Raw genomic sequence first — 21099 nt, 5'->3', positions numbered from 1 at the left:
GAGCCGTACGCCCGTCACAGCATGACGTGCTTGACCTGCGTGTAGTCGAGCAGCCCGGTGAGCGAGAGGTCACTGCCGTACCCGGAGTGGCGTACACCGCCGTGCGGCATCTCCGACACCGTCGTGCCGTGCGTGTTGACCCACACGATGCCGGTCCGCAGCGCCCGGCTCGCCCGCATCGCCCGGTCGTGGTCACGAGTCCACACACTCGCCGCGAGCCCTTGCGGGACCCCGTTGGCCAGCCGGAACGCCTCCGCCTCGTCGGCGAACGGCTGGACGGTGACGACCGGGCCGAACACCTCGCTCCGCACGATCTCGTCCTCCTGCCGCACTCCGGCGACCACCGTGGCCCGGTGGAAGTAGCCGGGCCGGTCCAGGACCGCGCCACCCGTGACGACCTCGGCGTGCCCCGGGAGCCGCTCCAACAGGCCTTGTACGGCGGCGAGTTGGGCCGCGTTCGCGAGTGGACCGAAATCGGCGCGCTCGTCGTCCGGTGCTCCGGGCTGCCGGCGGGCGGCACGGTCGGCGAAGAGCGCGAGGAAGTCGTCGTGGACCCGCCGGTCGACCAGGATCCTGGTCGCGGCCGTGCAGTCCTGCCCGGCGTTGTAGAAGGACAGCGACGACAACTGCTCGACCGCGTCGTCGAGATCGGCGTCCGAGTGGATCAACACCGGTGCGTTGCCGCCGAGTTCGAGATGCAGCCGTTTGAGGTCGGCCGCCGCGGCCGCCGCGATCTCCTGTCCGGCGCGGACACTTCCGGTGACGGCCACCAGCCTGACATCCGGGTGGGCGACGAGGGCACGCCCGGTGTCACGGTCGCCGCACACCACGTTGAGCACACCCGACGGCAGGTGCTCGGCGGCCAGCCGGGCCAGGAGCAGCGCCGACGACGGCGTCGTGTCGGACGGTTTGAGCACGACGGTGTTGCCGGCCGCTAGGGCTGGGGCGATCTTCCATACGGCCATCATCAGCGGGTAGTTCCACGGCGTGATCTGCGCACAGACCCCGACCGGCTCCCGGCGCAGGACGGAGGTGCGGCCCGGCGTGTACTCGGCCGCCGCGGCGCCCGGCAGATTGCGGGCGGCCCCGGCGAAGTACCGCAACACGTCCACGATCGCGGGCAGTTCGTCCGCGAGGAACAGGGCACGCGGCTTGCCCGTGTCGGCGACTTCGGCGCGGGTCACCGCCTCGGCCTCCCGCTCCAGGGAGTCGGCGATCCGCAGCAGCGCCGACTGCCGCTGCGCCGGAGTCGTCGACGACCAGTCCTGAAAGGCCTCTTCGGCCGCCCGGCAGGCCGCGTCCACGTCCTCGGGACCGGAGAGCGGGGCCGTGCCATGGGGAAGTGCGGTGGCCGGGTCGATCAACGACAGGGTGGCACCGGACGCGGCCGGTACCTCCTTGCCGCCGATGTGGTTGAGGCGGTCGGTGTCAGCCACGGCGCAGCGCCTCCTCGGCGGCGGCGCGGCCGGTGCGGACGGCGCCCTCCATATAACCGGCGACCCACTGGTCGGAGCCGCAGACGTAGAACGGCGGTTCATGCGTGCCGTGCAGCGGCCCGACGGCCATGACCTCGCCCGGCGGCCACTGGGTGACATAGCCCTGGGTCCACGGGTCGGTGCCCCACAGCCGCAGATGGCAGGCGCTCGGCCGCAGCGCCTCGTCACCGAACATGCCGGCCATCTCGGCGAGCAGTTCGGGCGTGCGCAGGTGGGGCGGGGCGCCGAGCAGGACGCCATAGCGCTCGGGCGGGATCAGCGCCGACAGGACGCCCTCGTTCTGCGGCCAGGTGCTGCCCAGCACCCCCTCCGCCTCCGACAGGCCGTTCAGACCCGCGTCCCGCCAGAAGGGACGGTCGTAGACGGCGGCGAACTTGGCGGCCGTGGCCTGCCGTTGCCGGTGCAGGGAGGCGAGCCGCGCCTCGCTCACCCCGCTGACGGCGACGTCCCGCAGCGGGCCGACGGGCAGGGCGCTCACCACGGCACCGGCGGTGAGGACCTCGCCGGAGGCCAGGCGCACGGTGCAGCGGCCGGGGCGGACGTCCAGCGCGGCGACGGGTGAACCGAGCCGGATGCGCGGACCCAGGACGCGGCCCAGGACCTCGGCGAGCGTCGCCGAGCCCTCCGCGAGCCGCAGTCCCTCCCAGTCGTCGTAGTCGTAGTCGCCCGTGCCCGAGCCGGGGACCGCCGCGCTCTTGCGCAGCGCGGCGAGCAGGGATATCCGCTCGTACGAGCCGCCCGCCAGGGCGAGTTGGCCGATGTCCCACAGACGTACCACCGCCGGTGTGGCCTCCCGGGAGCGCAGCCAGTCGGCCACGGACAGCCGGTCCAGGGCGGGCGCGTCCGGATGCGACCAGGGATCGTCCGGGTCGACGGTGGCGGCGAGGGCGGAGAACTCCTTGCTCAGGCGCGAGTGCAGGGCCGCGTCCCCGGGGCCGAACCAGTGCGGAGGTTCACCGGCCGAGAGCCCCTCCGGGGTCGCGCGGGACATGCGGCCCGGCTCCTGGACATAGCTGGGAACCAGCGCCAGGCCCAGTTCCTTGGCGAGCCGGAGATAGGAGGTGTGCCCGTGGCCGACGACCTCACCGCCCAGCTGGACGGTGCGGCCGTCGGGTGTGCGGGTCTGCTCGACCCGGCCGCCGACGCGGTCCCGGGCCTCCAGGACGAGCACGTCGGTGCCGGCGGAGGCCAGGTCCCGGGCGGCGGCGAGCCCGGCGAGACCGGCGCCGAGCACGATCACGTCGTGATGCATGGGTTTCGCTTTCTTGTGTCAGGGGCGCTCAGGCCAGGACCAGGCAGTGCTCGGGCCGCCATCCGAACTCCACCGTCTCCCCGCCGCTCCAGCGGTCCTCCATGCGGGCACGGGCCGTGTTCTGCTCCAGCACCGACAGCGTGACGCCCGGGGCGAGTTCGATGAGATAGGTCGTGGTCGGGCCGCTGTAGACGGTCTCGCGGATCACACCGCTCAGCTTCGACATGCCCGGTTCGAAGTCCGACAGCCAGATCTTCTCGGGGCGCACGGACACACTGACCGCGGTGCCGTCCGCGATCTCGGAACGGGAGCCGACGGACAGGGCGGGCCCCTTCTCCAGGGCCACCTCACCACCGCGGTACGTGCCGGTCATCAGGTTGGAGGTGCCCATGAAGGAGGCGACGAAGCGGCTGGCGGGGTGCTCGTAGATGTCCTCGGGGGTGCCGCACTGCTCGATGCGGCCCGCGTTCATCACGGCGATCCGGTCGGACATGGTCAGCGCCTCGTCCTGGTCATGGGTGACGAAGACGAAGGTGATGCCGACCTCGCGCTGGATCTGCTTCAGCTCCACCTGCATCTGGCGCCGCAGCTTCAGGTCCAGGGCGGCCAGCGGCTCGTCCAGGAGCAGTACGGCGGGACGGTTGACCAGCGCGCGGGCCAGGGCGACGCGCTGGCGCTGGCCGCCGGAGAGAGTACGGGGCCTGCGGTCGGCGAGACCGGCGAGCTGGACCAGCTCCAGCATCTCGCCGACCCGCTGCCGTATCTCGGCCTTGGCGACGCCGCTGCGCTTGAGGCCGAAGCCGACGTTGTCGGCGACGCTCAGATGGTCGAACAGGGCGTAGCTCTGGAAGACGGTGTTGACGTTGCGCTTGTTCGGCGGCAGGTCGGTCACGTCCTCACCGGCCAGCAGCACCGCACCCTCGGTGGGGTCGCTGAACCCGCCGATCATGCGCAGCGTGGTGGTCTTGCCGCAGCCGGACGGGCCGAGCAGGGAGAAGAAGTGGCCGGCCTCGATGTCCAGGTCGAGGTGGTGGACGGCATAGGAGTCGCCGAACTGCTTGGAGACACCGTCGAGCCGGACGGCGGGGGTCGCGTCCATGGGGATCACTCTCCGGAGAGGATGTCGAGGCCGCCGCGGCGGCCGAAGAGGCGCGGGATGAACAGGGCCAGGGCGATCAGGGCGATGGATCCCGCGAGCATGAGCGTGCCGACCGCGTTGATGGTGGGCTGTACGCCGAAGCGGATCGCCGAGTAGATCCGCACCGACAGGGGCTGCGGGTCGACGCCGGTGGTGAAGTAGGCGAGGACGAAGTCGTCGAAGACCAGCGCGAAGATCAGTACGGCACTGGCCAGCACGGCCGGGAGCAGCGCGGGCAGGGTCACCAGCCGGACCGCCTGCCACCGGGTGGCGCCGAGGTCCATGGCGGCCTCCTCCACCTCCGGGTTCAGCGCGGCGACCCGGGAACGGAGGATGACGGTGACGTAGGAGATGGAGAAGGTGATCTCGGCGAGCATCACGGTGCCGGTGGACAGGGACACGCCCAGCCCCTTGAACAGCAGCATCGACGCCACACCCGTGACGATCTCCGGCGTGATCAGCGGCACCAGCATGATCAGCCCGGCCAGTGAGCCGAGCCGGGTACGGCAGCGGACCAGCCCGACGGCGAGCGCCACCCCGAGGACGACCGAACCGGCCATCGCGACGAGGGAGATGCGCAGGCTGGTGCCGAGGGAGGCGATGAGCACGTCGTCGTGGGCGAAGGCGCGGTACCAGCGCAGGCTGAACCCGTCGAACACGGTCAGGGACTTCTGCGAGTTGAAGGAGAAGAGCGCCACGACCGCGATGGGCAGGTAGAGCAGCGCGAAGAACAGCCCGGTGACCGCGATCAGGAGGCGGGGCCTGCGCTGGGCGCGTGGGCGCTTTCGCGTCCGGGCGGACTCGTGGGCCGGAGCGGTGGTGGAGGGGGTGCTGACCAGGGTCATCGCAGCGCCTCCGCCTCGTCCTTGCGGGTGCGCCGCAGATAGCCGAGCATCCCGATCAGCAGGACCAGCATCAGCAGCATGGTCAGGGCCGAGCCGAGCGGCCAGTTCTGGCCCTGGAAGAACTTGTCCTGGATGAGGTTGCCGATCATGATCTGGTCCGGGCCTCCCATGAGCTGGGCGCTGACGAAGTCGCCCATGGCGGGCAGGAAGACCAGGACGAGCCCGGCCGCCGCGCCCTGCCGGGTGGCGGGCAGCGTGACGAAGAAGAAGGTGCGGACCGGGCCGCCGTAGAGATCGCGGCCGGCCTCGATGAGGGAGACGTCGAGGCGTTCCAGGGCCGCGTACAGCGGGATGATCATGAATACGACGAAGCCGTAGACGAGTCCCGCGACCACGCCGAAACCGCTGTTGAGGATCTTGGTGCCGTCGCCGGCCAGACCGATCGCGCGCAGGGCGCGCAGCACCGGCCCGTCGTCGGAGAGGACCACCGACCAGCCGTACATCCGCACCAGGTAGTTGGCGAAGAACGGCACCACGATCGCGGCGATCAGCGCGTGCTTGTACCGCCCGCCGTACAGGGCGATCGTGTACGCCACCGGATAGGCGATCAGCAGACAGATCACGCAGGTCAGCAGGGCGTAGCCGAGGGAGCGGGCGAGGACCTCGGTGTAGGCGGGGTCGGTCAGGGCGCGCACACCGGCCAGGTCGAAGCCGAAGCGCGGGTTGCCGAGCTCGTCGGTGGTGCCGACCGCGAGGACGGCGACCAGGACCAGCGAGGCGATCAGGAAGCCGGTCATCCACACGGTCCCGGGCAGCATGAGCCAGGTCCAGATACGGGTGCCGTTCGCGTCCCGGCGCCGGGTGCGTGAGGAGGGGCGGAGCAGTGCCATGTCTCAGCCCGCCTTCACATGGGTCCAGGCGGTGTCGCGGGCGTCCTCCGCCGCGCTGCCGCCGTTGCGGAAGAACAGACCGGCCTTCAGGTCGTCCTGGGTGACCATGCACTCCGGGAAGGGCTCGACAAGATCGGCGTAGGTCTTCTCGGAGCCCGCGACCGGCATCGGGTAGCCGATGTACTCGATGTTCTTCTTCACGTTCTCCGGCCGCAGCATGTAGTCGATGAACAGCATCGCGGTGCCGGGGTGGGGCGCGTTCCAAGGGATGGCGTAGCAGTCGGTGTTGATCGGCGTGCCCTCCTTGGGGGCCTCGAACCCGAACACGGACGGGTCCTTCGCCTGGTAGAGCATGGCGGCCATGTCGCCGCTCCAGGCCTGCTGGATCAGCGCGTTGCCGTTGAGGAGGTTGTTGTAGCTGTCGCTGGAGAAGCCACGCAGTCGCGGCCGCAAGGTGCCCAGCAAGGAGGTGATGCGGTCGAGGTCGCCGGTGTCACCGGTGCTGACGCCGAGGCCGAGCGCGAGGGCGCCCATGCCCAGCACCTCGTCCCGGTCGTCCAGCAGGAAGACCTTGCCCTTGGCCCGGTCGTTCCACAGGTCCCGCCAGGAATCGCTGAGTTCACCGATCTTGTCGCGCCGCCAGCCGATGCCGGTCTTGTACGCGGTGAAGGGGACGGTGTGCGCGGAACCGGGGTCGTACCACGGGTCCGCGAAGTAGTCGTACGTCCCGAATATGGCCTGGGAGTGCGCGAGCCGGGAGTGGTCGATACGGCGCAGCCGGCCTCCGCGCACCAGCCGCTGGGCCCACTTGGCCGTGGGAAAGATGATGTCGTAGCGGTTGCCCGCGTTGAGCTTGGCGACCATGCCTTCCATCGAGTCGAAGTTCGACTGGATGACCTTGACGCCGTACTCCTTCTCGAAGCCCTTGAACACGGCCGGGTCGACGAAGTCGGCCCAGTTGAAGTAGACGAGATCGCCGTCGACGCGCGCCTCGACCGGGGCGAGCTGTTTCGCGTCGGGCGTTTTCGCGGGCATGAACCCGCAGCCGCCGGCCGCTGCGCCCAGCAGGCCGCAGGCGCCCGCCCGCAGCACGGCGCGACGGGACGGCGGTGGTACCTCGGGGGACATGAAGCGTCCTCTCCGTCGAGGAACGGCACAAGTCCAGGGCGGGACCGGCTGGTCGGCTCGCTTCGGGCCCTGATGCCGAAGGGATGACCGGTCTGGGGAGGGTGCGTGCGCGGCTCAGAGGGCGCGTGGTAAGGGCGAGGCCGGGGCCGACGGCAGGCCTGCGGCGGCGGGCCGCCGACGCGGGCGTCGGTGCGGGCGCGGTGACGGCGCCGGGACGGCGGGTGTCACTGGTCGGCCCCCTCCAGATCCTTCCTGACCCGGCGGGCGAACCAGCCGACGGCGGCCTCGCGCTGCGACAGCGGCCCCGGCTCGAAACCGGGAGTGCGCAGACCGGCCTGCACCCGCTCCACCAGCTCGGCGTCCTCGTCGTTGGTGACCCAGCCGATGTGGATGTTGAGCCGCCGGGCCAGCCGGGTGCGCATGCCTTCCCCGAGCTTGGTGTAGAAGGCGCCGGGAATCGCCGCCCGGTCCTGGGCGGTGGGCAGGGCGGTCCACGCGAGCACGTGGTCAGGGTAGAAGTCGATGAGCGTATTGGGGTAGATCACGGCGTACCGCCACACCCGCCGGTCGGCCTCGGCCAGCCCCGGCATCGGGGTCGCCAGCCGCTGGTAGAGCCGCTCGGTCCAGTTCGACGACGGCTTGTCGCGCAGCGGTGACTCGAACAGTACGTAGTTCTCCTGGACGTCCACCGTGTACGCCGCGTAGTCGAGGAGTCGCATGAGCGCCGGGTGGGCCACGGGGACGTGGTAGCCCTCCAGGTAGTTGTCGACGATCACCTTCCAGTTGGCGTTCTGCTCCTCGCCGCCCGCCAGGTCGTGGATACGGTGCCTGCCCACGGGGACCAGGCCGGGCCCGGCGTAGTGGCCGACGGCCTCGGCGAGCCCGGCGCAGCTCTCGGCCAGCGGGGTCGCCTCCATGTCGAGGTTGACGAAGACGAAGCCGAGGAAGGACTCCACGTTCACCGGGTGCAGACCGAGGCGTGGCTTGTCCAGGCAGGGGATCCGGCGCGCCTCGGGGGCGCCGACCAGGCGTCCGTCCAGCTTGTAGGTCCAGCCGTGGTACGGGCAGCGGATCGCCTTGCCCGACGGTTCCGGGTCGGCGACCAGACGGGTTCCGCGGTGCCGGCACACATTGAGGTGGGCGGCGAGAGAGCCGTCCTCGGTACGGACGACCAGCACCTCGCGTCCGGCGGCGGTGGCGGTGAGCCGGGCGCCGGGGCCGGGGAGGTCGGACTCGTGACAGACGAGCTGCCAGGACTTGGCGAAGATCCGGTCGGTCTCGGCGTCGGCGATGGCCGGATCTGTGTAGTAGCGGGCCGGCAGGGCCTCCCCGGGATGCTCGGAGAGCTCGGGGGGCGGCTGCGGCGGGGCAGGGGAGACGGTCTCCGCTGCCCGGGTCGTCGAGGGGTTCATGGGGTCCTCCTCCGCGCCGCTGCGGCGGCGATGGGCGGTGAGGGGATGGACCGGGGCGGGGGCAGGAGCGAGTCACGGACCTGCCGTGATCTGCCGCGATCCGGCTGACTGATTGGTTAGTCAGAGTGGGGCGATGGTGGGAACAAGTCAAGACTTGTGAGCTGACTGATTAGTTAGTTAGTCTCCTGGCAGATGGATGGCCCGGGCTCGAAGCCGGATGCCCGGGCGCATTCCACAAGCCCGCGGACTTCAGCACCGCGCCACATGGGGCGTTCGAATCCGGACACCCCGCACAGCTCGCCGCCGCTCTCGTCCCGGCGCCGGAGCATCCCCCCGCCCACGTCTTGGCCGCGCCGCCACCGCCTCCGGAGCATCCGGAGACGGTGCGACCCCGGAGGCACGCATGAGCGCTCGCCGAAGTCTCGTCTGGCTCGGCCTCACGCCGGAGCCCGAACAGGAGCTGCCCGCCGCGGTGGCCGCCCTGCGGTCTCCGCCGGACGGCCGCCCGCCCTCGGCCGTCGTCGCCGCCGAACGGCACCGCGTCGAGCGGCTGGTGCTGCGCGGGACCCAGCGCGGGTGGCTGCGCTACCTCGGCGAAGTCACCGAGCTGGTCGTCCGGGCCGCGGCATCCCGGTCCGCCGATCCGGGGGCGGCCCTGCTGGCCGGCGAGGTCGTCCTCGACCACCACCGCATGCTGATCGGCCTGCCCGGAGCGGGCTACGACCGCACCGCCACACAGCGGCGGGACCTGGAACGGGCACTGGAGCGGCTGCGGGCTCGCCACACGACCGCTCCCCATGGCCACCGCGAGCTCAGGAGCACCGTATGACCGGCGTGATCTCCCTCCTCCCCGAAGGACGGCAGGGCCTCCTCGCCCCGCCGCGGCCCGGTGACGGGTCGTTCGGCGGCGAGAACGTCGACGGGAATCCCGCTGTCGACGGGTACCTCGCCGTGGGCGGGTACGCGCCGCTCGTCGCGCCCGACCGCCTGCTCGACCGGATCGCCGCCGTGGGGCTGCGCGGCCGGGGCGGGGCCGGTTTCCCCGCCGCGATCAAGCTCCGTGCCGTGCGTGACGCACCGGGCCCGCGCGTCGTCGTCGCCAACGGGGAGGAGGGCGAGCCGGGCTCCGTGAAGGACCGCTGGCTGCTGCGGCATCGCCCGCATACGGTCCTCGACGGTCTGCGGCTGGCCGCGGCCATGACCGGTGCCGAACGTGGCTTCGTGTACCTCTCCGACGCCCTCGCCGAGCGGGCCGTGCGACGGGCGCTCGCCGAGTGTCCGCCCGAGCTGCCCGTCGAGGTCGTACGGACCGAGCACACCTATGTCGCGGGGGAGGAGAGCGCGGTCGTACGACGTATCGACGGCGGCCCGGCGTTGCCCACGGCGAAACCCCCGCGGCCGTTCGAGAGCGGGGTCGGGGGCGCGCCGACGCTGGTCGCCAATGTGGAGACGCTGGCCCGGGTCGCGGTGATGTACTCGCGGCCCGAGGAGGCGGAGGTTGTCGCGGGGGCGCACCTGGTGACTCTGTCGGGGGCTGGTGCCCCGGGTGCCGGTGCCGCGGGTGCGGGATCCGGTGCCGGTGGTGGTGCCGTGCTCGTGGAGGTGCCCGCCGGTACGCATCTCAAGGTTCTCGCCGATCTGTGCGGGCACGGCAGGGCCGAGGCGGTGCTGCTGGGCGGCCTGTTCGGCGGGCTGTACGGCGAGGGCTGGGCCGACCTCCCGCTGGACCACGACGGTCTGAACGCGGCCGGCGGCGCCCTCGGCTGCGGTGCGCTGCACTTCCTGGGCCCGGAGGACTGTCCGGTCGCCGTGGCCGTGGAGGCCGCCGCCTATCTCGGGGCGCAGAGCGCCCGGCAGTGCGGAGTGTGCCTCTCCGGAACCGGGGCGATGACCAAGGCCCTCGTGGCCGTCGCACACGGGGAGGCGGGCTACGACACGGTCGCCAAGCTGCACCGATGGTCGCAGCAACTGCCCGGTCGCGGGGCCTGCGGACTGCTCGATGCCGCCGCCCGTGTCGTCGCCACCCTCCTCGCCCACTTCTCCGACCGCGTCGACGCCCACTGCCGCTCCGTCTGCCCCGCCTGCGAAGGGGCGAGGCCCGAGGACGGACGCCGGTTCAGGGTGCCGGTGCCCTGAGCCGTATCGAAGCCCCCTCCACGGACCGCGCCCCCGTTCGCGGACCGTGCCCCCGTCCCCGACCCCGCTCTGCCCGCCTCGCCGCACCGAAAGGACCGCACCATGAAACTCCTGCTGGATTCCACCCGCTGCCAGGGCTACGGCCTCTGCCAGGAACCCGCGCCCGAGCTGATCGACCTCGACGAGTGGGGCTATGCGCAGGTGCGCGTCGCCGAAGTGCCGCCGGGCGGGGAGGACGCCGCCGAGGCCGCCGTCGCCGCCTGCCCCAACTCCGCGCTGCGGCTGGTGAAGTGACATGGGACGTGACCTGTCCGCCCTCTTCGACCCGGTCTCCGTCGCCGTCGTCGGAGCCAGCGACGACCCGGCCAAGTACGGCCACGCCATCGCCGCCCAGGCCGTCCGTGCGGACGGCCGCCGCCCCGTCCACCTGGTCAACCGGCGCGGTGGCACGGTGCTCGGACGCACCGCCGCCCCCAGCCTGAGCGCGATCGGCGAGCCCGTCGACCTGGCCGTGGTCTCCGTGCCCGCCGCCGGATTCGAGGACGCCGTGGACGAAGCCCTGCGTTGTGGGGCCCGGGCGATCGTCGCGATCACCGCCGGTTTCGCCGAGACCGGCGACGCCGGGCGGGCCCGTCAGGACGCCGTCGCCGAGCGGGTGCGGGCCGCCGGTGCCGTGATGGTCGGGCCCAACTGCCTGGGGCTGGCCGACAACACCACCGATCTCTTCCTGGCCTCCGACACCTTCACACCCGGCGGCGTCGCGCTGCTGAGCCAGAGCGGCAACCTCGCCCTCGAACTCCAGCTCCGCTTCCGCCCGCACGGCCTCGGCTTCTCGCGGTTCGTCTCGCTCGGCAACCAGGCCGACGTCACCCTCGTCGACCTGCTCGCCGACTGCGCCCGGCACGAGGGCACCCAGGCCATCGCGGTCTACGCCGAGGACTTCGGCGACGGACGGGCCTTCGCCGAGGTGGCCGCGGACGCCGGGAAGCCGGTCGTGCTGCTCACCGCCGGGCGCGGGGACGCCTCCGCACGCAGCGCGCAGTCGCACACCGGGGCGCTGACCACCTCGGCCGACGTCGTGGCCGCCGCCTGCCGGGACGCCGGGGTGGAACTGGTCGCCACACCCCGCGAACTCACCGTCGCCCTCGCCGCGTTGCACGGTGGACGCCGCTCCGCCGACCGCCGCCGGGTCGCCGTGCTCACGGACGGCGGCGGCCACGGCGTCATCGCCGCCGACGCCGTCGAGGCCGCCGGGCTGACCGTGCCCGAACTCCACGAGCCGACCCGGGTGCAACTGCGGGAAGCCCTGTGGGAACAGTCGGCCGTCGCCAACCCCGTGGACCTCGCCGGCATGGGCGAGCAGGACCCCGGCTCCTACGCGGAGACCGTCGCCGCGCTGCTGGCGGCCGAGGAGGTCGACGCCGTACTGATGACCGGCTACTTCGGCGGCTACGCGGCCGCCGAGGGCGGGCTCGGCGGAGGCGGCAAGGCGCTCGCGGACGGGGAACAGGCCGCCGCCCGCCTCATAGCCGCCCGGCACCGCGCCACCGCCAAACCCCTGGTCGTGCAGTCCATGTATCCCGACTCGCCCAGCTGCCGCACCCTCGCCGCAGCCGGTGTCCCCGTCTTCGGCGCCACCGAGGACGCCGCCCGCGCACTCGCCGCCACCTCACCCGGCGCACCGCACACCGGCGTGACGCCCCTGCCCCACCCCGCAACCCCGTTGCGCGAGAGCGGCTACCTGGAGACCCGCAGAGCCCTCGAAGCGGCCGGACTCGCCTTCCCGGCCGCCCGCGAGATCCACGACGAGGCCGAACTGCTCGCCGCCGCAGGGGAGTTCAGCGGCCCGTACGTCCTCAAGGCCCTGCACCTGCTCCATAAGTCCGACGCCGGGGGAGTGGCGCTGGGCTTGGCCGGACGGGCCGAACTGCTCGCCGCCTTCCGCGAGATGCACGCCCGGCTCGGCGCCCCCTCCTACTCCGTGGAGGCCATGGCGGACCTGACCGACGGCATCGAGCTGATCGTCGGCGTCAACCGGGACCCGCGTTTCGGCCCGGTCGCCATGGTGGGCCTGGGCGGGGTGCTCGCCGAGGCACTGCACGACATCGCCTTCACCCTCGCCCCCGTACCCGCCGACCGCGCCCTGCACCTGCTGCGCGGACTGCGCACCGCCGCCCTGCTCGACGGCGTACGCGGCCGCCCGCCGGTCGACGTCGACGCCGCCGCGCGGGCCGTCGAGACGATCACGACATTCGCCGCCGCCCACCCCGAGATCGCCGAGATCGAGGTCAACCCCCTTCTCGTACGGCCCGACGGGGCCCTGGCCCTCGACTCCCGCGCCGTACTCGCCTGACCGAGCCGCACCCGCCCGCCCCGGAGGACCCCATGGACATGCGCTACACCCCCGAACAGGCCGACCTGAAGCGTCGCGCCGCCGAGTACGCCCGGCTGCTGATGCGGTACGAGGACCAGTCCGAGCAGGCCGGCGGCCCCCTGCCGCAGGAGATCGTCACCGAACTGACCCGCGCCGCGATGGACGCCGGGGTCTACGCCATCAACATGCCCGCCGAGTGGGGCGGCGCGGGCCTGAGCCTGCTCGACCAGGTCATCGTGGAGGAGGAGTTCGGCAAGATCACCAACTGCCTGTGGGACATCCCCTGGCGGCCCGCCAACGTCCTCGCGTACGGCGACGAGCGGCAGCGCGAGAAGTACCTGCTGCCGGTGATCCGCGCCGAGAGGTTCGACGCGTTCGCCGTCACCGAGCCGGGCGCGGGCTCCGACCCGTCCTCCGGGACCTCCACGGCCACCCGCACCGACGGGGGCTGGCTGCTCAACGGGGAGAAGTGGTTCGTCACCTGCGGCGACATCGCCGACTTCCTGCTGGTGCAGGCGGACGCCGGGCCCGAGAAGCTGCCCACGCTGTTCTTCGTCGACAAGGCCGCGCCCGGCGTCGAGATGACCCGCATGCCGCACTTCATGCACTCCGCGGTCAACGGGCACCCCGAGTTCACCTTCACCGACGTCTTCGTCGCCGACGAGGACGTGCTCGGCGGCGTCGGCAAGGGCTACGAGCTGACCAAGGAATGGTTCACCGACGAACGCCTGATGATCGCGGCCCGCACGGTCGGCGCCGCCGAGCGCGCCCTCCAGCTCGCCCGTGACTGGGCCGTGGAGCGCGAGCAGTTCGGGGCGCCCATCGCCTCGTACCAGCTGATCCAGGGCATGCTCGCCGACTGCGCCGTCGACATCGCCGTCAACCGCGCCTACGCCCACCAGGTCGCCTGGGAGGCGGACCAGCCCGGCACCGACCGCAAGACCCTGCACGCCAAGGCCTCCACCGCCAAGCTCGCCGCCAGCGAGGCCGCCGGCCGGGTCGCCGACCGGTGCCTGCAGATCTTCGGCGGCCGGGGCTACGACCGCTCCTACCCCGTCGAGCGCATGTACCGCGAGCTGCGCGTGGACCGGATCTGGGAGGGCACCTCCGAGATCCAGCGGCTGATCATCGCCAACGAGCTCATCAAGCGCGGCACCCGCGCGCTCGCCCTGCCCACGCACTGACACCCACCCTTCCGCACCGCACAGCGAGGACTTCCATGGACTTCCGTCTCACCCCGCGTCAGGTCCGGCTCAAGGCCGACGCCCGCGCCCTCACCGACTTCATCGCCACCTACGAGACCCAGTGCGAGGAGGAGAACGGCCTGCCCGCCGACGCGCACGCCAAGATCCGTGACGCCGTGCTGGACGCCGGGCTGCAGGCCGTCAACATGCCCGCCGAGTGGGGCGGCGCCGGCCTCACCATCGCCGAACAGGCCACCGTCCAGGAGGAGTTGGGTCGCCTCACCGGCGCCCTGTGGGACATGGTCTGGCGACCCGCCAACGCACTCCGCTTCTGCACCCCCGAACAGCGTGAGCGCTTCCTCATCCCGGTGATCAAGGGCGAGCGGCGCGACTGCTACGCCGTCACCGAGCCCGGCGCCGGGTCGGACCCGCAGAACCTCGCCACCACCGCCACCAGGAACGACCGGGGCTGGGTGCTCAACGGCGAGAAGTGGTTCGTGACCGTCGGCGACCACGCCGACTTCATGATCGTGCTCGCGGCGGCCGGCCCGGAGCGCGCGCCCACCCTCTTCCTGGTCGACAAGGACACCCCGGGGATCGAGATGACGCGCGTCCCGCGCTTCATGCACACCTTCGTCTACGAGCACCCCGAGTTCACCTTCACCGATGTGCAGGTGAGCGAGGACGCCGTGCTCGGCGGCATCGGCGAGGGCTACGACATCACCCGCTCCTGGTTCACCGAGGAGCGCCTGATGATCGCCGCCCGCACCACCGGCGCCGCCGAACGGGCGCTGGAACTGTCCCGTGACTGGGCCGTGGAGCGCGAGCAGTTCGGGGCGCCGATCTCCTCGTACCAGCTGATCCAGGGGATGCTGGCCGACTGCGCCGTCGACATCGCCGTCAACCGCGCCTACACCCACCAGGTCGCCTGGGAGGTCGACAACTCCTCGGCCGAGGACCGCAAGACGCTGCACGCCAAGGCGGCCATCGCCAAGCTCGCGGCGAGCGAGGCCTCCGGCCGGGTGATCGACCGCTGCCTGCAGATCCACGGCGGCCGGGGCTACGACCGCGCGTACGCCGTCGAGCGGCTCTACCGCGAGCTGCGCGTGGACCGCATCTGGGAGGGCACCTCCGAGATCCAGCGGCTGATCATCGCCAATGAGCTCATCAAGCGTGGCTCCGGGGTCCTGGACCTGCCGGTCGCCTGACGCGTGCCGCCGCAGAACAGAGGCCGCAGAACAGAGGTCGCAGAACAGAGAGGAAGGCCGATGACCGACATCAAGCGCGTGGGGGTGGTGGGCTGCGGTCTGATGGGCGCGGGCATCGCCGAGGTGTGCGCACGGGCCGACGTGCCGGTCACGGTCGTGGAGCGCGATGCGGAGGCCGCCCGGGCGGGCCGCCTCCGCATCACCCGCTCGCTCGACCGGGCCGCCGGGAGCGGCAGGATCGACGCCGGGCGACGCGACACCGCCGCGGCCCTGATCACCGTCGTCGACGAGATCGAGGCCCTGCACGACCGCGACCTCGTGATCGAGGCGGTCGCCGAGGACGAGCGCCTCAAGGTCGACGTCTTCTCCCGCCTCGACTCCGTGATCACCGACGACCGCACGATCCTCGCGACCAACACCTCCTCCATCCCCGTCATCCGGCTCGCCGCCGCGACGACCCGCCCCGACCGCGTCGTCGGCGTGCACTTCTTCAACCCCGTACCGGTCCTGCGGCTCGTCGAACTCGTACCGTCGCTCCTCACCTCGCCCACCACGACGGAACGGGCCGAGCGGTTCGTGACCGGCACCCTCGGAAAGGAGGTCGTCCGCACCCGGGACAAGGCCGGGTTCGTCGTCAACGCCCTGCTCGTGCCGTATCTCCTCGCCGCCATCCGCATGGTGGAGTCGGGCAGCGCGACGGTCGAGGACGTCGACCGCGGCATGGTCCTGGGCTGTGCGCACCCGCTCGGCCCGCTCGCCCTGACCGACCTGATCGGCCTGGACACCACCCGGGCCATCGCCGAGTCGCTGTACGCCGAGTTCCGCGAGCCCCAGTACTCGCCGCCCCCGCTGCTGTCCCGGATGGTGGAGGCCGGGCTGCTGGGCCGCAAGTCCGGGCGGGGCTTCCATGTGTACGACGAACAGGAACGGCCCGAGGTACCGGTACCGGCGAGGCGGTCGTGAGGGAAGATGGTCATGGCGTACGACCACCGAACGAGGGGAGCCGCACGGTGTCCACCAAGGTGCGCACGGCAGACACACGCGAGCGCATCCTGACCGCGGCGTGCGAGGTCATCGCCGAGACCGGCTTCGAGAAGATCCGCATGCGCATGGTCGCCGAGCGGGCCGGTGTGTCGACGGCGCTGCTGCACTACCACTTCGACACGCGCGAGAAGCTCTTCACCGAGGCGATGACCCACTCCTTCGCCAACACAGCCGTCGACGTGGAACGCGACGCGGAGACGGCACCGGCGGCGGTCATCCTGGCCCGCATCCTGCGCAATCTGCTGCCGACCGACCCCGAACTCCACCAGGACTGGCGGCTGTGGCAGGAACTGTGGGTGCGGGCCCTGCGCGACGAGACCACCCGGGTCTTCGCCGTCGACCTGTACGCCCAGCTGCACGGCTGGGTGTCCGACGCGATACGGCGCGGTATCGCCTCCGGCGAGTTCACGGCGACCGACGTGGACGACCTCAGCACCCTCGTCCTGTCCCTCAGCGACGGCTACGGCATCCGCCTGATGCTCCGCGACCCGACCGTCACCCTCGACTCGGCCCTCACCTCCATCTGGCGCCATGTCTCCACCGCGCTCGGCCTGCCGGCCGCGGTGCCGACGGACTGACCTCCGGTCCGGCGATCGGCGGACGGTCCCAGGGCCCGTGTATTCCTTGACGGGCATATAACCTCTGAGGCATATTGGTCTCATGTCCGACGACGCCTCCCTCTGGAGCGCCCTCGCCGATCCCCACCGGCGGGCCATCGTCGCGCTGCTCCTTGAGCGGCCGCGGCCCGTGGGGGAGATCGTGGAGGCATGCGGGCTGAGCCAGCCGAGCACGTCGAAGCATCTGAAGGTGCTGCGGGAGGCGGGCCTGGTGCGGGTACGGCAGGACGCGCAGCGGCGTGTCTACGCCCTCGACCCCGCCCCGATCGCCCAGCTCGACGCCTGGCTCGCCCCGTACCGCGCGCTCTGGAACCGCAGCCTGGACGCCCTGGGCCGCCGACTCGACGAGACGTCGGACGAGACGTCGGGCAAAGCGTCGGACAAGGCGTCGGACGAGACGTCGTACGACCCCAAGGGACCCACCACGAAGGACTGATCCGCCATGACCGCCGACCTCACCGGCACCTTTCTGACCCTGGACGACGGCCGCCCGGCCGTCCGCTTCACCCGTACCTACGACCACCCCGTCGAGCGCGTCTGGCGGTTCGTGACCGACGCCGACGAACTGGCCCACTGGTTCCCCTCCCGCGCCGAGATCGATCTGCGCCCCGGCGGCGAGATCAAGTTCGGCGGCGACCCGAACATGGAGGACTCCACCGGCCGCGTGATCGCCGTCGACGAACCCCGGCACCTGTCCTTCGAGTGGGGCGGCGACGAGCTCCACTTCGACCTGGAGCCCCTTGACGCCGAGCGCACCCGCTTCACCCTCACCAACGTCCTCGTCGCCGAGAACACCGCTGCCCGCAACAGCGCCGGCTGGGAGGTCTGTCTGACCGCCCTCGACGCACACGCGCGCGGGGAGCGCTTCGAGGGACCGCACGCCGGGGCCGGGGCGCCCTGGAAGGAGCTCTACGCCGGCTATGTGGCCGCCGGCGTCCCCTCCGGCGCCCCGGTCCCGGGCCTGGACACCTGAGCGTGATCAGTCCGTCCCGGCCGGGGCGCAACTGGTCCCGGATATCGGGAGCCTCAGCTCCGTGAGGTAGTCGTCCACCGCACCACGCGTGCAGTCACCGCGCCCGTAGACGCTGTGTCCGGCACCCTCGTACGGCAGCAGGACCGTCGTCCCTCGGGTCTGCCGGTGCACCTGGGCCGCCCACGCGAAGTTGTTCGCCGGGTCGTGCCGTGAATGCAGCATGAGGATCCTGGGCGCCTCGGTGATACGCAGACGGTGCTGCGGGTTGTTCACCTCGTCCGGCCAGCCGACGCAGCCGGCCACCGCGGCATGCACCCGAGGCGAGCCGCGCATGTGCGGTGCGGCCTGTAGCTCGGCCCGGGGCAGCCCGGCGAACTCGCGGTGGTCCTTCGGCCGGATGCGCCAGTCCTGGCAGAACACCGCGTGGAACGGTTCCGCCTTCGTCTGCGGCTCCGCCTGCCGGGACCGCTCGGATCCTCGTCGCTGGGTCGGTTTCTGCGCGTCGAGCCCCGCCAGGTAGGTGGCCAGTTCCGTCCAGTCGGGGCCGTAGAACGCCTTGAAGGCGAACAGGGTGATGTCGTTCGCGGTGAGGGTCCGCGCCGGCGTCTCGGGGTCGTGTATCTCCCCCCGGTCGGCGCGCTCCAGCAAACCGTCCCACACGGCCGTCACGTCCCGGCCGTGCAGTGCGCAGGAGCCGGTGCGCTCGCACCACTTCACGAACTGGTGGAAGGAGTCCTCGGCGGTGGTCGCGGAGGAGAGGAGGAACTCCCGGGTGCCGATGCTGTGGTCGATGTTCGCGGTCAGTGCCATGGACCGGATGCGGTCGCCGTACTCCTCCGCGTACTGCTCGCCGATCAGCGTGCCGTAGGAGTGGCCGAAGTAGTTGATCTTCTCCTCGCCCAGCGCCCCGCGCAGTGCGTCCATGTCCCGGACGACGCTCAAGGTGTCGGCGTGGTCGAAGACCGGCCCGGTGTGCCGTCGGCAGTCCTCGCGCAGAGCGCGGTTGTACTCGGCGAGTCGATCGAACTCGGCCTGGTCGCGGGGGTAGGCCGACGGCCGTCGGCCCAGCAGCTCCGTGGAGCACTTCACCGGACTGCTGCCGCCGACACCCCGGGGGTCGAACCCGACGATGTCGAACCTCTCCTGGACGGCCTTGCTGAAGTGGGACTTGGCCCGAGTGATCGCGAAGTCCACACCCGAGTCGCCCGGTCCGCCCGGGTTGACCAGCAGTGCCCCGACGCGGCGATCCGGATCGGTCGCCTTGCGCCGGGCCACCGCGAGATCGAACGTCCCGCCCGACGGGCGCGCCCAGTCGACGGGAAGGCGCAGGGTCCCGCACTCCGCCGTGCCGTCCTGGGCGCACGGTTTCCAGTCGATCGTCTGCCGGGGCGCTGTGTCCGTGCCGTGTGGGCCGGAGGGTGCCGCAGCCATGCCCGGCGTCGACACCCCCGCGAGTAATCCGGCGGCGAGCGCTGCGGTGAGCGCCCTGATGAGTGGCCGCATGAAGTCCCTTCCGAGTGTCCTGCGAACGGATCGCGGGGGAGACCCGCAAGATCGAACGTGGCAGTGATCCACTCGGTGGCACAACCGAACAGGACGGGAATCAGGGAAGGCACAGGGACGTGGTCAGGGCCGCCCTCAGGGCGACGCCTCGGGGGTTGCCGTGGAAACCCCTGAGCCGACCCGGAATTGTCAAGAAACCTCACTCACGCCATCTGCCGCCGCACCAACTCGTGCAACCGCCCGCCCGTGTCCGCGAGGAGCTGCGCGGGCGGCCCCTGCTGGGCGACCTTGCCGTCCTGCATCACGATGACGCGGTCGGCGTCCAGGACCGTCGACAGCCGGTGCGCGATGACGATGCGGGTGGCGTTCAGGGCCTTGGTCGACTCGATGACCGTGCGCTGCGTCTCGTTGTCCAGGGCGCTGGTCGCCTCGTCGAAGAAGAGGATGCGCGGCCGGCGGATCAACGCCTGCGCGATCATCAGACGCTGCCGCTGTCCGCCGGAGATCGCACCGCTGCCCGAGACGATCGTGTGCAGACCCATCGGCATCCGCTTGATGTCCTCGGCGAGCCCCGCCATCTCGGCCGCCGCCATCGCCTCCTCCGGCGTGTACGGCTCCGTACCGCAGATGACGTCCAGGATGGACCCGGTGAACGGCTGGGCGTGCTGGAGCACGACCCCGCACTGCCGCCGCACGGCCGACTGGTCGAGCGCCGCCAGGTCCTGGCCGTCGTACAGGACACTGCCCGAGACCGGCTTGTCGAAGCCGATCAGCAGTCTGAGCAGGGTCGACTTGCCGCAGCCGCTGGGGCCCACGATCGCCACGAACTCGCCCGGCCGGACATCGAAGGACACGTCGTCGAGGATCAGGGGGCCGTCGTCGGAGTACCGGAAGGACAGCCGGCGCGCCTCGATCGACCCGGTCAGCGGGCCCGGCCGGGTGCTGGCCGTGCGTACCTCGGGCGTGGCCTCAAGGACCGGCTTGATCTCCTCGAACAGCGGCAGCGCCGCCACCACCGACACGAACGAGCCGGTCAGCTGGGTGACCGAGGTCAGCAGCATCGTCACCGAGGTGTTGAAGGTCAGGAAGGCCGCCGCCGACATCGACCCGCGTGCCGGGCCCGCCAGCAGCATGAACATCAGCAGCGTGCACACCGGCAGATACACCGCGCCCAGCACCGTGGTGAGGTTCTTGATCCGCCCCACCTTCTGCTGGAGTTCACGGCTGCGCGCGAACCGGTCCGCCCAGGCCGCGTACGCGTAGTTCTCGGCCGCCGCGACCCGCAGCTTCGGCAGTCCGCGCAAGGTCTGGAACGCCTGGTTGTTCAGCTTGTTGCTCAGCACCACCAGCCGCCGCTGCCAGCGCACCTGCCACAGCCCGAGCCCCAGGAAGACCGCCGCGATGACGACGAGCATGCCGATCGCCGCCAGCGCCATCGGCACGCTGTACCAGAACAGCAGCGACAGGTTCATCGCGCCCACCGTCACCGACTGGGCGACGACGGGGCCGACTCCGGCCATCAGCCGGCGGATCGCGCTGATGCCCATGGCCTGGCTCGCCAGCTCGCCGGTCGAGCGCTCGGTGAAGAACTTCGTCGGCAGCCGCAGCAGCCGGTCCCACAGGGCCGGCTGGAGCGTCGCCTCGATACGGCCCTCCAAGCGCAGGATCGTCAGGTTCTGCAACAGCATGAAGGCGCCCGCCACCACGCTGCTGATCATCACGGCCAGACAGAACTGCACGATCAGCCCGGTCTGCGCCTTCGGTACGAACTCGCCGAGCACCTTGCCGGGGGGGGGGGGGCCCCCCCCCCCCCCCGCCCCCCAACCCCCCCCCCCCCCCCCCACGGGGGCGGAAATATACCCGCCCGCCCCCGCCACGCGCGAGGAAAAAACAAACACA

The 21099-nt window shown here is 71.6% G+C and carries 18 protein-coding genes and 1 pseudogene; 10 read left to right on the top strand and 9 right to left on the bottom strand.

What is annotated here, in order from left to right; translation table 11 throughout:
• Positions 1–14 precede the first annotated feature (14 nt).
• The 7 genes from ACFWYS_RS24000 to ACFWYS_RS23970 all read right to left on the bottom strand — a co-directional run bounded on the left by ACFWYS_RS24000 (position 15) and on the right by ACFWYS_RS23970 (position 8161).
• Positions 15–1436 carry an aminobutyraldehyde dehydrogenase gene (locus ACFWYS_RS24000; protein WP_384772487.1) on the bottom strand — a complete coding sequence of 474 codons (1422 nt, stop codon included), beginning with the start codon at positions 1434–1436 and terminating at the stop codon, positions 15–17.
• A complete protein-coding gene (locus tag ACFWYS_RS23995; protein ID WP_384772484.1) occupies positions 1429–2748 on the bottom strand; it encodes a flavin monoamine oxidase family protein in 1320 nt (439 codons plus the stop codon). The genes ACFWYS_RS24000 and ACFWYS_RS23995 overlap by 8 nt, the downstream gene beginning before the upstream one ends.
• Before the next feature lie 28 nt (positions 2749–2776).
• Complete coding sequence (locus tag ACFWYS_RS23990) at positions 2777–3847, bottom strand: ABC transporter ATP-binding protein (protein WP_384772481.1); 1071 nt, start codon at positions 3845–3847, stop codon at positions 2777–2779.
• 5 nt (positions 3848–3852) lie between these two features.
• Positions 3853–4731 carry an ABC transporter permease gene (locus tag ACFWYS_RS23985; RefSeq protein ID WP_384772479.1) on the bottom strand — a complete coding sequence of 293 codons (879 nt, stop codon included), beginning with the start codon at positions 4729–4731 and terminating at the stop codon, positions 3853–3855.
• Positions 4728–5621: an ABC transporter permease gene (locus ACFWYS_RS23980; RefSeq protein WP_384772477.1), complete on the bottom strand. Its 894-nt coding sequence runs from the start codon at positions 5619–5621 to the stop codon at positions 4728–4730. Before ACFWYS_RS23980 ends, ACFWYS_RS23985 begins: the two co-directional genes overlap by 4 nt.
• 3 nt (positions 5622–5624) lie before the next feature.
• The gene (locus tag ACFWYS_RS23975) at positions 5625–6749 is read right to left on the bottom strand and encodes a spermidine/putrescine ABC transporter substrate-binding protein (protein WP_384772474.1); all 1125 of its coding nucleotides are present in this window, start codon (positions 6747–6749) and stop codon (positions 5625–5627) included.
• Between the two features lie 224 nt (positions 6750–6973).
• Positions 6974–8161 (bottom strand): aromatic ring-hydroxylating dioxygenase subunit alpha, encoded by a 1188-nt coding sequence (locus ACFWYS_RS23970; RefSeq protein ID WP_384772471.1) that lies wholly within the window; start codon positions 8159–8161, stop codon positions 6974–6976.
• 403 nt (positions 8162–8564) lie between these two features.
• Here ACFWYS_RS23970 and ACFWYS_RS23965 point away from each other — a divergent pair, with 403 nt between their 5' ends.
• The 10 genes from ACFWYS_RS23965 (at position 8565) to ACFWYS_RS23920 (ending at position 17697) form a co-directional block, all read left to right on the top strand.
• Positions 8565–8990, top strand: coding sequence for a hypothetical protein (locus ACFWYS_RS23965; protein ID WP_384772469.1), 426 nt, complete (start codon positions 8565–8567; stop codon positions 8988–8990).
• Complete coding sequence (locus ACFWYS_RS23960; RefSeq protein WP_384772466.1) at positions 8987–10297, top strand: NADH-ubiquinone oxidoreductase-F iron-sulfur binding region domain-containing protein; 1311 nt, start codon at positions 8987–8989, stop codon at positions 10295–10297. Before ACFWYS_RS23965 ends, ACFWYS_RS23960 begins: the two co-directional genes overlap by 4 nt.
• A gap of 102 nt (positions 10298–10399) precedes the next feature.
• Entirely contained in the window at positions 10400–10591 is a 192-nt protein-coding gene (locus ACFWYS_RS23955) for a ferredoxin (protein WP_384772463.1), read from the top strand.
• Between the two features lies 1 nt (position 10592).
• Positions 10593–12650 carry an acetate--CoA ligase family protein gene (locus tag ACFWYS_RS23950; RefSeq protein ID WP_384772460.1) on the top strand — a complete coding sequence of 686 codons (2058 nt, stop codon included), beginning with the start codon at positions 10593–10595 and terminating at the stop codon, positions 12648–12650.
• Between the two features lie 32 nt (positions 12651–12682).
• Positions 12683–13855 (top strand): acyl-CoA dehydrogenase family protein, encoded by a 1173-nt coding sequence (locus ACFWYS_RS23945; protein ID WP_384772457.1) that lies wholly within the window; start codon positions 12683–12685, stop codon positions 13853–13855.
• Between the two features lie 35 nt (positions 13856–13890).
• Complete coding sequence (locus ACFWYS_RS23940) at positions 13891–15063, top strand: acyl-CoA dehydrogenase family protein (protein WP_384772455.1); 1173 nt, start codon at positions 13891–13893, stop codon at positions 15061–15063.
• Positions 15064–15123: 60 nt separating this feature from the next.
• The gene (locus tag ACFWYS_RS23935; RefSeq protein ID WP_384772452.1) at positions 15124–16026 is read left to right on the top strand and encodes a 3-hydroxybutyryl-CoA dehydrogenase; all 903 of its coding nucleotides are present in this window, start codon (positions 15124–15126) and stop codon (positions 16024–16026) included.
• Positions 16027–16073: 47 nt separating this feature from the next.
• Positions 16074–16685 carry a TetR/AcrR family transcriptional regulator gene (locus tag ACFWYS_RS23930; protein ID WP_384772449.1) on the top strand — a complete coding sequence of 204 codons (612 nt, stop codon included), beginning with the start codon at positions 16074–16076 and terminating at the stop codon, positions 16683–16685.
• 82 nt (positions 16686–16767) lie between these two features.
• On the top strand, positions 16768–17160 hold the full coding sequence (locus ACFWYS_RS23925; RefSeq protein WP_384772446.1) for an ArsR/SmtB family transcription factor: 393 nt from the start codon (positions 16768–16770) through the stop codon (positions 17158–17160).
• 6 nt (positions 17161–17166) lie between these two features.
• A complete protein-coding gene (locus tag ACFWYS_RS23920) occupies positions 17167–17697 on the top strand; it encodes an SRPBCC family protein (protein WP_384772444.1) in 531 nt (176 codons plus the stop codon).
• A 6-nt stretch (positions 17698–17703) separates the two neighbouring features.
• On the opposite strand, the gene ACFWYS_RS23915 is transcribed toward ACFWYS_RS23920, so the two are convergent.
• Both ACFWYS_RS23915 and ACFWYS_RS23910 read right to left on the bottom strand, forming a co-directional pair.
• Positions 17704–19200: an alpha/beta fold hydrolase gene (locus ACFWYS_RS23915; protein WP_384772441.1), complete on the bottom strand. Its 1497-nt coding sequence runs from the start codon at positions 19198–19200 to the stop codon at positions 17704–17706.
• Positions 19201–19403: 203 nt separating this feature from the next.
• Positions 19404–20999: pseudogene (locus ACFWYS_RS23910) on the bottom strand (NHLP bacteriocin export ABC transporter permease/ATPase subunit); the annotation flags it as partial.
• Positions 21000–21099: the final 100 nt, after the last annotated feature.

This window comes from Streptomyces sp. NPDC059010 (assembly GCF_042740355.1).
Classification (GTDB): Bacteria; Actinomycetota; Actinomycetes; order Streptomycetales; family Streptomycetaceae; genus Streptomyces.
The sequence above is the reverse complement of the archived record's forward strand: the minus strand, read 5'-3'. Positions and strand labels throughout refer to the sequence as shown.